This is a genomic window from Cypionkella psychrotolerans (assembly GCF_001294535.1).
In the GTDB taxonomy this organism is placed as follows: Bacteria; Pseudomonadota; Alphaproteobacteria; order Rhodobacterales; family Rhodobacteraceae; genus Cypionkella; species Cypionkella psychrotolerans.
This window is the reverse complement of the sequence record NZ_LGIC01000066.1, coordinates 50,207-62,154: the sequence shown is the minus strand read 5'-3', so window position 1 is coordinate 62,154 and position 11,948 is coordinate 50,207. Positions and strand designations below refer to the sequence as shown.

At 65.2% G+C, this 11,948-nt stretch carries 12 protein-coding genes; 11 read left to right on the top strand and 1 reads right to left on the bottom strand.

Translation table 11 applies throughout. From position 1 onward, the window contains the following. Positions 1–2 precede the first annotated feature (2 nt). The 5 genes from cobN to cobJ are packed head-to-tail and all read left to right on the top strand — an operon-like array spanning position 3 to position 6,512. A complete protein-coding gene (gene cobN, locus AKV04_RS15120) occupies positions 3–3,245 on the top strand; it encodes a cobaltochelatase subunit CobN (RefSeq protein ID WP_054007260.1) in 3,243 nt (1,080 codons plus the stop codon). Further along, positions 3,242–4,417, top strand: coding sequence for a precorrin-3B synthase (gene cobG / locus AKV04_RS15115; RefSeq protein ID WP_054007259.1), 1,176 nt, complete (start codon positions 3,242–3,244; stop codon positions 4,415–4,417). The genes cobN and cobG overlap by 4 nt, the downstream gene beginning before the upstream one ends. Then, positions 4,417–5,046: a precorrin-8X methylmutase gene (locus AKV04_RS15110; protein ID WP_054007258.1), complete on the top strand. Its 630-nt coding sequence runs from the start codon at positions 4,417–4,419 to the stop codon at positions 5,044–5,046. The genes cobG and AKV04_RS15110 overlap by 1 nt, the downstream gene beginning before the upstream one ends. Beyond that, positions 5,047–5,784, top strand: coding sequence for a precorrin-2 C(20)-methyltransferase (locus AKV04_RS15105; protein ID WP_054007257.1), 738 nt, complete (start codon positions 5,047–5,049; stop codon positions 5,782–5,784). It abuts the gene before it with no gap. Next, positions 5,781–6,512, top strand: a complete 732-nt coding sequence (cobJ, locus tag AKV04_RS15100; RefSeq protein WP_054007256.1) for a precorrin-3B C(17)-methyltransferase — start codon at positions 5,781–5,783, stop codon at positions 6,510–6,512. The genes AKV04_RS15105 and cobJ overlap by 4 nt, the downstream gene beginning before the upstream one ends. Here the strand turns inward: cobJ and AKV04_RS15095 are convergent. Continuing rightward, on the bottom strand, positions 6,491–7,231 hold the full coding sequence (locus tag AKV04_RS15095; protein WP_054007255.1) for a cobalt-precorrin-6A reductase: 741 nt from the start codon (positions 7,229–7,231) through the stop codon (positions 6,491–6,493). The two genes, cobJ and AKV04_RS15095, sit on opposite strands and share 22 nt — an antisense overlap. Here AKV04_RS15095 and cbiE point away from each other — a divergent pair. Genes cbiE through AKV04_RS15065 form a run of 6 tightly spaced genes read left to right on the top strand, consistent with a single transcriptional unit; the run spans position 7,230 to position 11,892 of the window. Beyond that, positions 7,230–8,408 (top strand): precorrin-6y C5,15-methyltransferase (decarboxylating) subunit CbiE, encoded by a 1,179-nt coding sequence (gene cbiE / locus AKV04_RS15090; RefSeq protein WP_054007254.1) that lies wholly within the window; start codon positions 7,230–7,232, stop codon positions 8,406–8,408. The genes AKV04_RS15095 and cbiE overlap by 2 nt on opposite strands. Further along, positions 8,405–8,770: a cobalamin biosynthesis protein gene (locus AKV04_RS15085; protein ID WP_054007253.1), complete on the top strand. Its 366-nt coding sequence runs from the start codon at positions 8,405–8,407 to the stop codon at positions 8,768–8,770. The genes cbiE and AKV04_RS15085 overlap by 4 nt, the downstream gene beginning before the upstream one ends. After that, positions 8,767–9,549, top strand: a complete 783-nt coding sequence (gene cobM, locus AKV04_RS15080; protein ID WP_054007252.1) for a precorrin-4 C(11)-methyltransferase — start codon at positions 8,767–8,769, stop codon at positions 9,547–9,549. The genes AKV04_RS15085 and cobM overlap by 4 nt, the downstream gene beginning before the upstream one ends. Continuing rightward, positions 9,546–10,868 carry a cobyrinate a,c-diamide synthase gene (locus tag AKV04_RS15075; RefSeq protein WP_054007251.1) on the top strand — a complete coding sequence of 441 codons (1,323 nt, stop codon included), beginning with the start codon at positions 9,546–9,548 and terminating at the stop codon, positions 10,866–10,868. Before cobM ends, AKV04_RS15075 begins: the two co-directional genes overlap by 4 nt. Then, a complete protein-coding gene (gene cobA, locus AKV04_RS15070) occupies positions 10,865–11,587 on the top strand; it encodes a uroporphyrinogen-III C-methyltransferase (protein ID WP_054007250.1) in 723 nt (240 codons plus the stop codon). The genes AKV04_RS15075 and cobA overlap by 4 nt, the downstream gene beginning before the upstream one ends. Beyond that, on the top strand, positions 11,584–11,892 hold the full coding sequence (locus AKV04_RS15065) for a DUF1636 domain-containing protein (RefSeq protein WP_054007249.1): 309 nt from the start codon (positions 11,584–11,586) through the stop codon (positions 11,890–11,892). Before cobA ends, AKV04_RS15065 begins: the two co-directional genes overlap by 4 nt. The last annotated feature ends 56 nt before the right edge of the window (positions 11,893–11,948 follow it).

Genomic DNA, 11,948 nt, shown 5'->3' with positions numbered 1-11,948 from the left:
CCATGCATGTCGTCTTCCGCGAAAGCCATGGGCTGGAGGATACGCAAACCCCGTTCGATCTGGGTCAGACCCCGGCCGAACTGGTGGTTTTGTCGTTTTCCGACAGTGATCTGGGGGCTTTCGCGGCAGGCTGGCACCGCTCTGCGCAAAGTGGGGCAGGGCTGCCGACGCTGCGCCTTGCCAATCTGGTGGCGCTGCAACACCCAATGTCGGTCGATACCTATGTGCAGCAGACCCTGCCCGGCGTCAAAGGCATGCTTGTCCGGCTGATTGGCGGCGAGAATTACTGGCCCTACGGGTTGATGCAGTTGCAAGACCTCGCCCGTCGTCAGGGCATCGCCTTGGCCGTCCTGCCTGCAGATGGCCGTGAGGATAAGACGCTCGACGCCCATTCCACCCTGCCCATCAGCACCCTGCGCCGCCTCTCGGCCCTGTGCGATGCCGGAGGCGCAGTCGCCGCCCAAGCCGCTTTGGCACAGCTTGCCCTTGCCGCTGGCCTCTACGCAGGCCCGGTGATGGGTGACAAAACCGTCCCCGATTGCGGCTGGTATGACCCCGATCTTGGCGTGATCCCTCAGCCCGCTGCTGCAGGCCATGCCATCGCCATCACCTTCTACCGCAGCTACGTCACCGCCGCCGACACCGACCCCGTCGATGCCCTGATCCGCGCCTTCCGTGCGCGTGGCTTTGCAGCCTACGGCCTGTTCGCCCCTTCGCTGAAAGCCACCGGAGCCGACGCTTTCCTGCGCGCCGCCCTAGCCCATCTGAACCCCGCCGCCATCGTCAACGCCACCGCCTTTTCCGCCCGCGGCACCGACGGCACCACTCCCCTAGATGCCACTGGCTGCCCCGTCTTCCAAGTCGCCCTCTCCACCGCCCGCAAGCGCGACTGGAGCGCTTCCGAGCGTGGCCTCTCCCCCGCCGACCTCGCCATGCACGTTGTCCTGCCCGAGGTCGATGGCCGCATCTTTGTGGGCGTGGTCAGCTTCAAATCGCCGGGAAAACGCGACCCCGATCTGCAATTCTCGCGCTTCGCCCACCGCGCCGATCCTATGCGCATCAATGCCGTGGTGGACCGCATCCTCGGCTGGCAACACCTTGCCACCACGCCTGCGCCGCAGCGCAAACTGGCAGTGATCCTGTCCACCTATCCCGGCCGTCCCGACCAGATTGCCCATGCCGTTGGCCTTGATGCCCTCGCCAGCACCGAGGCCCTGACCACGGCCCTAGCCGCCGCAGGCTACGCAGTTCAGCCCGCCGAAAACCTCGCCCAAGCCCTGACCACCGAAACCCTGACATGGCCGCTCGACGCCTACAAAACCGCCCTCACCAGCCTGCCAGAACCCCTCCAAGCCGCTCTCGGCGCGGCATGGGGCGCACCTGAATCCGACCCCGCCGCCCACAACGGCCACTTCCACTTCGCCGCCACCCTTGCAGGCCAAGCCCTGATCGCCCTGCAACCCGAACGCGGCACCGTGACCCGCCGCGAAACCGACTACCACGACCTATCCCGCACCCCGCGTCACGCCTATGTCGCCTTTTACCTCTGGCTGCGCGCGCAAAACCTACACGCCCTGATCCACATCGGCGCACATGGCACGCTGGAATGGCTGCCGGGGAAATCGGTGGCCCTGTCCACCGAGTGCTGGCCCGAAGCCCTGACCGGACCGCTGCCCGTGGTCTATCCGTTCATCGTCAACGACCCCGGCGAGGCCGCCCAAGCCAAGCGCCGTATCGGGGCTGTCACGTTAGGCCATGTCCCACCGCCTTTGGCGCAAAGTGCCACCCCCGAAAACCTGCTCCGCCTCGAACGCCTGCTCGACGAATACTCCACCGCCGACGGCCTAGACCCGTCCCGCCGCAACCGCCTGATCGCTACCATTCGGGATGAGGCACAAGCCTCGGGGGTTGAGGCTGACCTTGGCCTTGACCAAAACGCCAGCCCCGCCGAGGCGATCACCCGGATTGACCGTTTCGTCTGCGACATCAAGGAAAGCCAGTTCGGCGACGGGTTGCATATCTACGGCCAAGCGCCCGGCGAAACTGAGGGCTTGCTGACCGCGCTTGCGGGCCGTCGTGTCAATGCAGGTCCTTCTGGCAGCCCATGGCGCGGCCGCACCGATGTGCTACCGACAGGCCGCAACCTCTACTCCGTTGACCCCCGCGCCGTGCCATCCCGTGCCGCCCATGCCCAAGGTGTGAAGCTGGCCGAGGAACTTCTGCGACGCCATTTGCAGGATAAGGGCGACTGGCCGAAGGGGCTGGTGATCGACCTTTGGGGGTCTGCCACCATGCGGACGGCGGGCGAAGAACTGGCGATGGCGCTGCATCTGGCGGGGCTTGCGCCGAAATGGGATGAGGGCTCTGAGCGGGTTTCCGGCTTTGAGATCGTTCCGCTGGCCTTGCTGGACCGCCCCCGCATTGACGTGACACTGCGCGTCTCCGGCCTGTTCCGCGATGTGTTCGGCGGGCTCAGTCAGTTGTTCGACGCCGGGGCCTCAGCCCTATCGCTGCGCGATGAAGCCCCGGATATGAACCCCTACATCACCGCTGGTCCCCGTGTGTTCGGCCCGAAACCGGGGCTTTACGGTATGGGGATGGAGCCTGCGTTAGAGGATTACACCCCAGAAGGACGTGCTGCGGCGGGTGAGGCTTGGCTGTCAGGCTCGGATTGGACCGTTGATGCCAAAGGCCAAATCCAGCACAACCGGGCCGCTTTGGAAGACCGCCTGCGGGCCGCTGACGGTTATGCCCATGTGCAGGATCTGGTGGAAACCGACATCCTTCTGGCCCCCGATTATGCCGCCCATGAGGGCGGTTTCGCCGCCGCCATGGCCGCGATCGGAGCCGCCGAGCCCGCGCTTTACCACATCGACGCCACCCGCCCCGATGCCCCGAAAGCCCGGCTTGTCGCCGAGGAAATCGGTCGCGTGGTGCGCGCCCGCGCCGCCAATCCAGATTGGGCGAGCGGCATGATGCGGCACGGCTTCCGGGGCGCTGCCGAAGTGACGGCGACCTTGGACAACCTCGCCGCCTACGCACATCTGACCCGCAGCGTGCCCGCGCATCTCTTTGATTTGTATCACGAAGCCACTTTGGGCCGTGCCGATCTGGTGGCCTTTATGGCAGCGGAAAACCCTGCTGCCCTCGCCGCGCTGCGTGCGCGGTTTCAGGCGTTGCAGGATGCAGGCCTGTGGATCACGCGCCGCAATTCCATCGCGGCCATGATGGGGGCAGGGGAATGAGCACGCCCGTCATCCAAGGTTGGTGCCCCGGAGCCTTGCGCCCGATGCAATCCGGGGATGGCTTGGTGGTGCGTGTCCGCCCGCGTGGGGGGCGTCTAACCCCCGATCAGGCGCGAGGCATTGCCCAGCTTGCAGCCCTGCATGGCAGCGGGCTGATTGATCTGTCCAACCGCGCCAACCTGCAACTGCGCGGCGTCACCGACGCCAGCCATCCTGCCCTGATCGACGGCCTGCGCGGGTTCGATTTGATCGACACCGATGCGACCGATGAGGCCCGCCGCAACATTATCGTCTCGCCGTTTTGGACGGAGGGGGATGGCTCGCAAGAGATCGCTGCGGCGTTGGCCCGAGCACTTAGCGCTCAAGATGCGCCCAATTTGCCGGGCAAGTTTGGTTTTTCGATTGATCTTGCCAAGTCTTCCACCATCCGAACAGCCTCCGTTGATATTCGCATCGAGTGGCACCTGTCTGGCTGGTTGGTGCGCGGCGAAAGTTTCGTCACTGGCGCAATGGTCGATACTCCGGAAGCTGCCGCAACCGCCGCACTAGAATTGGCGCGCTGGTTTGTGGACAGTGGCGGGGTCGAAGGCGGGCGCGGAAGAATGGTCCGGCTTTGGCAAAATGAACCTCGAAATACCCGGCATGATCGCCTGCCCCTGCGGTTTAGGGAAGGCAGCGATGCAATGCTTGGGAACGCCCCGCCTCCCAAACCGGGCACATTCGCGCAAGGCCAACTGGTCGGCTTTGAGTTTGGCCAGATGCAGGCCGAAACCCTCGCCCAGCTTGGCGACCTAGGCCCTCTACGCGTCACACCTTGGCGGATGCTGCTGATCGAAGGGCTGACCGAGGCCCCGCAAATCCCCGGTCTGATCACCCGCGCCGATGATCCGATGTTGCGGGTGATCGCCTGTACCGGTGCCCCCGGTTGCCTGCAAGCCCATGCCGCCACCCGCCCGCTCGCCCGCGCTTTGGCCCCGAAACTCACTGAAACCCTGCATGTCTCGGGCTGTGCCAAAGGCTGTGCCCACCCGACCGCAGCGCCCCTGACCCTGACGGCCACCCCCACAGGCTTCTCCCTGATCCGCAACGGCACCGCCTCTGGCACTCCGCTGCGCGAAGGGCTATCCGCCGATGACCTCACCGAAACCAATATCCTGAACGAGTTCCCCTGATGCCGCACAGCTACATCACCGATGGTGCCGAGATTTACCGCCGTTCCTTCGCGATGATCCGCGCCGAGGCCGATCTCGCCCGATTTACGCCCGAAGAAGAAATCGTCGCGGTGCGGATGATCCATGCCGCCGGAATGGTTGGGCTTGAGGCGCATATCGAATTTTCCCAAGGCATGGCGATTGCGGCGCGGGCTGCGCTGGAAGCAGGTGCGCCGATCCTATGTGATGCGCGGATGGTGTCCGAAGGCGTCACAAGGGGCCGGATGCCTGCGGGCAATCAGGTGATTTGCACGCTGCATGACCCTGCGGTGATCGCTTTGGCGAAGGAAATGGCCAATACCCGCTCCGCCGCCGCCTTGGAGCTTTGGCGTCCCCACCTCGCCGGGGCCGTTGTTGCCATCGGCAATGCCCCCACTGCCCTGTTCCACCTTCTGAACATGCTGGAAGACCCCGCTTGCCCGCGCCCTGCCGCGATCATCGGCTGCCCGGTCGGTTTCATCGGGGCGGCGGAATCGAAAGCGGCATTGATGGAGGTGCTTCCGGTGCCGTCCCTGATCGTGCGCGGGCGGCTGGGCGGCTCGGCGATCACCGTGGCCGCGATCAACGCGCTTGCAAGCCGGGTGGAGTGAATGGGCAAGATCATCTGCACAGGCCTTGGCCCCGGCGACCCCGATCTGATATCGGTGAAATCTGACCGATTGATCCGGGCGGCGGCGCATGTCGCCTATTTCCGCAAGGCGGGGCGGGCAGGCCAAGCGCGGCAGATCGTGCAGGGGATGCTGGCATCGGGTGTTGTCGAATATGCGATGGAATACCCTGTCACCACGGAAATGCCGTTCGACAGTCCGGAATATAACCATGCTTTGGCGCAGTTTTATGATGATTGGGCCGACCGTTTGGCACAGGTCGCGACGACCGCCGATGTGATCGTGCTCTGCGAAGGCGATCCGTTCTTCTACGGCTCTTTCATGCACCTGCACACCCGCTTGCAAGGCCGCGCCGAGGTCGAGGTGATCCCTGGCATCACGGGTATGACAGGCTGCTGGAACGCCGTTGGCACCCCCTTTACTTGGGGCGATGATGTGTTGTCGGTGTTGATGGCGACGCTGCCCGAGGCCGATCTGATCACCCATATGCAGCGCTCTGACGCGATGGTGATTATGAAAACTGGCCGCAATCTGCCGAAAGTGCGCGCCGCGTTGGAGCACGCTGGGCGGCTGAACGATGCATGGCTGGTTGAACGCGGCACCATGCCGACCCAACGCATCGCCCGGCTGTCCGAAGTCGATGTCACCGATTGCCCGTATTTCGCCATCGTGCTGGTCCACGGCCAAGGCCGCCGCCCGGAAATTGGCGGTGTCGAATGAGCGGTTGGCTGGCCGTCGCGGGCCTTGGCCCCGGCGCGGAAAACATGGTGACGCCAGAGGTCCGCGCCGCTTTGGCCGAGGCCACCGATGTGATCGGTTATTTCCCCTATGTCGCCCGTATCGCCCCGCGCCCCGGCCTGAACTTGCATGGCTCGGACAACCGGGTTGAAATTGACCGCGCCGATCATGCCCTGCGCCTTGTGTCCGAGGGGGCAAAGGTGGTGATCGTCTCCTCCGGCGATCCCGGCGTCTTCGCAATGGCCTCGGCTTTGTTTGAAGCGTTGGAAAATCGACCCGACCTGCACCATTTGGATATCCGCATCCTCCCCGGCATCACCGCCATGCTTGCCGCCGCCGCCCATGCCGGCGCGCCCTTGGGTCACGATTTCTGCGCTATCAACCTGAGCGATAACCTCAAACCGTGGCCGCTGGTGGAACACCGCCTGCGCCTCGCTGCCCAAGCCGATTTCGCGATGGGCTTCTACAACCCGCGCTCCGCCAGCCGCCCGCACCAATTCGCCCGCGCTTTGGAGATCCTGCGCGAAGAATGTGGCCCCGACCGCCTGATCACCTTCGCTCGCGCAGTGTCCACCCCGGAAGAACGCATCCAGACCGTCACCCTCGCCGAAGCCACGCCCGAAATGGCCGATATGCGCACGGTTGTGATCGTCGGAAATTCCGCCACCCGCCGGGTTGGCCGCTTCGTTTACACGCCGCGTTCCGCATGAGGCAGCCAAGCCATCACCTCGGCCACCGAGCCCACCATGCGCCGCGCGGGCAGGGCCGGGCGGTCGATCAGGATCACCGGAAGGCCCAAAGTGCGGGCGGCGATCAGCTTAGCCTCTGCCCCCGCGCCACCTGCATTCTTGGCAACGATATGGCTGATATTATGCTGCATCAGCAGCGCCTTATCGCCCTCTACCTCAAACGGCCCGCGCGCCAGAACCACGGTGCAGTCGGGCAAGGGCGGCGTATCGGGCGCATCGACCAGCCGCAGCAGATAGTGGTGCGGCTTGGCGGCGAAGCCAGCCAAATTCTGCTTGCCGATCGCCAAGAAAACCCGCGCCGGGGCGTCTGGCAGGGCTGCAACAGCCGCCTCCATGCTACCCACATGCACCCAACGGTCGCCGATCCCCGCCACCCAAGGCTTGCGCTCCAGCCCCAGCAATGGCACTCCAGCCTGCGCACAAGCCTCCATCGCGTTGCGGCTCATCTGCGCTGCGAAGGGATGCGTGGCGTCGATCACAGCGCCAATCCGCTCGGCGCGCAAATAGTCCACCAGCCCCGCCACGCCGCCAAAGCCGCCGACCCGCATGGGCAGGGGCTGCGCCACTGGGCTATCGGTACGCCCAGCGTAAGAGAACACCGCATCCTGCCCCGCAGCAGCCATTGCCCGCGCCAACAGGCTGGCCTCGGTGGTGCCGCCCAGCAGAAGGATGCGAGTCATGGGTAAGCCTTGGGTTGCGATCATCGGTCTGGGTGAGGATGGCTTGGCGGGCCTATCGGATGCAAGCCGTGAAGCTTTGGCGCGGGCTGAAATCATCTTCGGTGGCCCGCGTCATTTGGCCTTAGTGGCGGCAGGCGACAAGGGCCGTGCTTGGCCGATCCCGTTTTCGGTGGCCCCCGTTCTGGCCCACAAGGGGCAAAACGTGGCCGTGCTCGCCTCGGGTGATCCGTTCTGGTTCGGCGCGGGCAGCAGCCTGACCGCCCAGCTTTCCCGCGACGAATGGCAAGCCTTCCCTGCGCCCTCGACCTTCCAGCTTGCCGCTGCGCAAATCGGCTGGCGGATGGAGGAAATCACCTGCCACGGCCTGCACGCCGCTCCCTTTGCCCGCCTGCGCCCCGCGCTGACCAAAGGCGCGCGGGCGATCTGCCTGCTGCGCGACGGCGACGCGCCGCAAGCCCTTTCGGCATGGCTGATCGAACAAGGCTTTGACGCCAAGCTGACCATTCTGGAATCCCTCGGCGGCCCCAATCAGCGTATCCGCCAGACCACCGCCGCCGCTATTGCGCTGACCGACATCACTGCCCCGGTCGCCGTCGCCATCGAGATCACTGCAGGCAAGGGTCTATCGCGTGCCTCTGGCCTCGACGACGCCCTGTTCGCCCATGACGGCCAGATCACCAAACGCCCGGTGCGCGCGCTGACGCTCTCTGCCCTCGCGCCCCGCGCAGGTGAGTTGCTGTGGGACATTGGCGCAGGCTCCGGCTCGATTTCGGCCGAATGGTGCTTGGCGGGGGGCCGCGCGCTGTCGTTTGAACTCCGTGCCGACCGCGCCATCAACATCCGCACCAATGCCACCGGTTTCGGAATAGACCACCGTCTGACCTGCGTCGAAGGCCCGGCAGCCGAAACCCTCTCCGGGCATCCCCTGCCTGATGCCGTCTTTGTCGGCGGCGGTGGCAATGCGGCGCTTTACGATCAACTTTGGCACATCCTGCCCGCAGGCGCCCGCATTGTCGCCAATGGCGTCACCTTGGAAACCGAAAGCCTGCTGGCACTGCAACACGCTCAACGCGGCGGCACGCTTCTGCGCATTGACCTAGCCACGGCCGCCCCCTTAGGCCGGATGCGTGGCTGGGATGCCACCCGCCCGGTCGTGCAGTGGAGCGTCACAAGATGATCGTTGCAGGCATAGGCTTTCGCAAAGGTGCCAGGATCGACAGCCTGCGCGATGCTCTGCGCGCTGCAGGGGGCGAAAAGGCGCAGGCTCTCGCCACCGCCGAGGACAAAGCTGACTCCCCTGTCATCCAAGCCCTTGCCGCTGAAATGGCCCTGCCCCTACACGCAGTTTCCTTGGAAAGCTTGCAAAACCAAGCGACCTTCACCCAATCCGCCCGCGTCCAAGCCCACTACGGCACTGGCAGCCTTGCCGAAGCCGCAGCGCTTGCCGACGCTGGCCCCGGCGCACGGCTTTTAGGCCCCCGCGTCACATCCCAAGACGGCAAGGCCACCGCAGCCCTTGCCGAAAGGAGCCCCATATGACCATCCATTTCATCGGCGCAGGCCCAGGTGCGCCCGATCTGATCACCCTGCGTGGCCGTGATCTGATCGCCTCCAGCCCGGTCTGCCTTTATGCCGGATCGCTGGTGCCGCAAGCGCTGCTGGCGCATTGTCCGCCCGGTGCCAAGATCATCAACACCGCCCCTTTGTCGCTGGACGAGATCATAGCCGAACTCGCCGCCGCCCATGCCGCAGGCCAAGATGTCGCCCGCCTGCATTCAGGCGATCTGTCGGTCTGGTCGGCGATGGGCGAACAACTCCGCCGCCTGCGCGCCCTGAATATCCCCTATGACGTGACCCCCGGTGTGCCCTCCTTCGCCGCCGCCGCCGCAGCTTTAGCCACCGAATTGACCCTGCCGGGCCTGACCCAATCGGTGGTCCTGACCCGCACCTCTGGCCGCGCCACCGCGATGCCAGACCGCGAGAATCTGCCCGCCTTCGCCGCCACCGGGGCCACCCTTGCCATCCATCTGTCCGTGCATGTGCTTGAAAAGGTTGTCGCAGATCTGACGCCGCACTACGGACCCGATTGCCCTGTCGCCGTGGTCTGGCGCGCAACTTGGCCGGATGAGCGTATCGTCCGCGCGACACTTGCCACTCTGCAAACCGCCATTGGCGCGGAAATGGAGCGCACGGCGCTGATCCTTGTCGGCCCCGCTTTGGCCGCCGAAGGCTTCGAGGAAAGCCGCCTCTACGCCGGCGATTACGACCGCCGCTTCCGCCCCGTCGGCACCGAACCCCGCTTCCCGGACGCCAAATGAATCCCCCCGGCCTCCTGATTTCCGCCCCCGCCTCGGGCACCGGCAAGACCACGCTGATGCTGGGTCTGCTCGCCGCCTTTCGGGCGCAGGGGCTTAACGTACAGCCGTTCAAATCCGGCCCCGACTATATCGACCCCGCCTTCCATGCCGCGGCCTCGGGCCGCGCTTCGGTCAATCTGGACAGTTGGGCGATGACCCCGGCGCGGATCGCAGGGCTGGCTTCGGTAGCGGCGGACGCCGATCTGATCCTCGCCGAAGGCTCGATGGGCCTGTTCGATGGCGTTGCCAAACCGGGGGAATTCGGCTCTGGGGCTAGCGCCGATATCGCGGTGATGATGGGGTGGCCGGTGGTGCTGGTGCTGGATGTCTCGGGCCAAGCGCAATCGGCCGCTGCCGTCGCCATCGGTTTCGCCAAAATGCGCCCCGAGATGCCCTTCGCCGGGGTCGTCTTAAACCGGGTCGCCTCACCGCGCCACGAAGCCCTGGTCCGCGCAGGGATGGAGGCGGCGGGTATCCCGGTGCTGGGCGCGCTGCCGCGTCGCGCCTCAATCGCACTGCCCGAGCGGCATTTGGGCCTCGTGCAAGCCGAAGAACAGCCGCATCTGCAAGCCCTGTTGGCCGAAGCTGGGGCGTTCATTGCCGAACACCTCAACCTCGACACCCTGCGCGCCGCCGCCCGTGGCCATCTGCCGCCCGCGCAACCGCTGAAAATCATCCCGCCCGCCAACCGCATCGCCTTGGCTCGCGATGCCGCGTTCTCTTTCGTCTATCCGCATCTTCTGGCCGGATGGCGCGCGGCGGGGGCCACGATCCTGCCATTCTCGCCGTTGGCTGACGAAGCACCTGATCCCAGTGCTGAAACCTGCTGGCTGCCCGGCGGCTACCCCGAACTTCATGCCGGAAAACTCGCTGCCAACGCGCATTTCTGCCAATCCCTGCAAACCTTCGCCCAGACCAAATCGGTGCATGGTGAGTGCGGCGGCTATATGGCGATGGGTGCGGGCCTGATCGACGCGCAAGGTGAGCGCCATAAAATGACCGGGCTTCTGGGGCTAGAGACCAGCTTTGCTAAACGCCGGATGCATCTGGGCTACCGCCTAGCCCAAACACACGCACCACTGGCTGGCCACCCGGCCCACACCCGCCTGCGCGGCCATGAATTTCACTATGCTACCATTCTCGCCCAGCCCGACGCGGCCCTTGCGCATGTCACCGATGCGACCGATACCATAGTGCCTGAAACGGGTTCGCTGCGCATCCATGCGGGCGGCGGGCAATCTTCGGGCACCTTCTTCCATTTGATCGCAGAGGCGACATGACTGGCTTTGTTTCCTTCGTATCCTCTGGCCCCGGTGACCCGGATCTGCTGACGGTCAAGGCCGTGCAACGCTTGGCCGCCGCCGAGGTGGTGCTGTTTGACGATCTGTCCTCCGGCCCGATCCTTGGCCATGCCGCGCAAGCCGATCTGATCGCGGTCGGCAAAAGGGCAGGGCGACCCTCGCCGAAACAAGATCACGTCAGCCGCCTGCTGGTCGATCACGCTTTGGCAGGCCAGCGCGTCGTGCGGCTGAAATCCGGCGATTGCGGTATGTTTGGGCGGCTGGAGGAGGAAATCGTCGCGCTGCAAGCCGCTGGCATTGCTTACGAAATCATCCCCGGTGTCACCTCTGCCTCTGCCGCCGCGGCCGCCGCTGGCATCCCGTTGACCCGCCGCCTCACCGCGCGGCGCGTGCAGTTCATCACCGGGGCGGATGTGACCGGAAGCCTGCCGGAAAGCACCAATATGGCCGCCCTCGCCGACCCGATGGCAACCACCGTGGTCTATATGGGCCGCCGCACCTTCGCCGATCTGGCGAGCCGCTTGATCGCCCATGGTCTGCCCGCTGACACGCCTGCGCTGCTGGCCGAAGCGGTTTCAACCCCCGATCAGCAGATCACCCGCCACACCATCGCCAGCCTTGCTGCGCATCTGCAAACCGCCCAAAGCCCGCATCCAGCGCTGATCTTCTACGGCCCCTTGGCCGAGTTCCCGGCATGAGGCTTTACGTCTGCACCCTGTGCCAGTTGGGCCGCGAGGGCTTTGCCGACACCCTGCGTGCAGCCATGCCCGCCGATGTCGAAGTGCTTGAAATCGAATGTATGTCCGGCTGCACCCGCGATCAGACCATCGCCTTTCGGGCGGATGGTAAAACCGCCTATCTGTTTGGCGACATCACGGCCGCTGATCTGCTCGAGCTTGAAAATTTCGCCCGCCTCTATGCCGCCTCGCCAGACGGCAATTTCGCCGATGCCCGTGTATTGGGAAATCTGCGCACGAAGGCCATCGCGCGCATTCCCGGCTAGGCCATTCGCATCAAAGTGTCGGCGTTGCGCCTTCAAAAGCCGTATTTCTGCTTGAC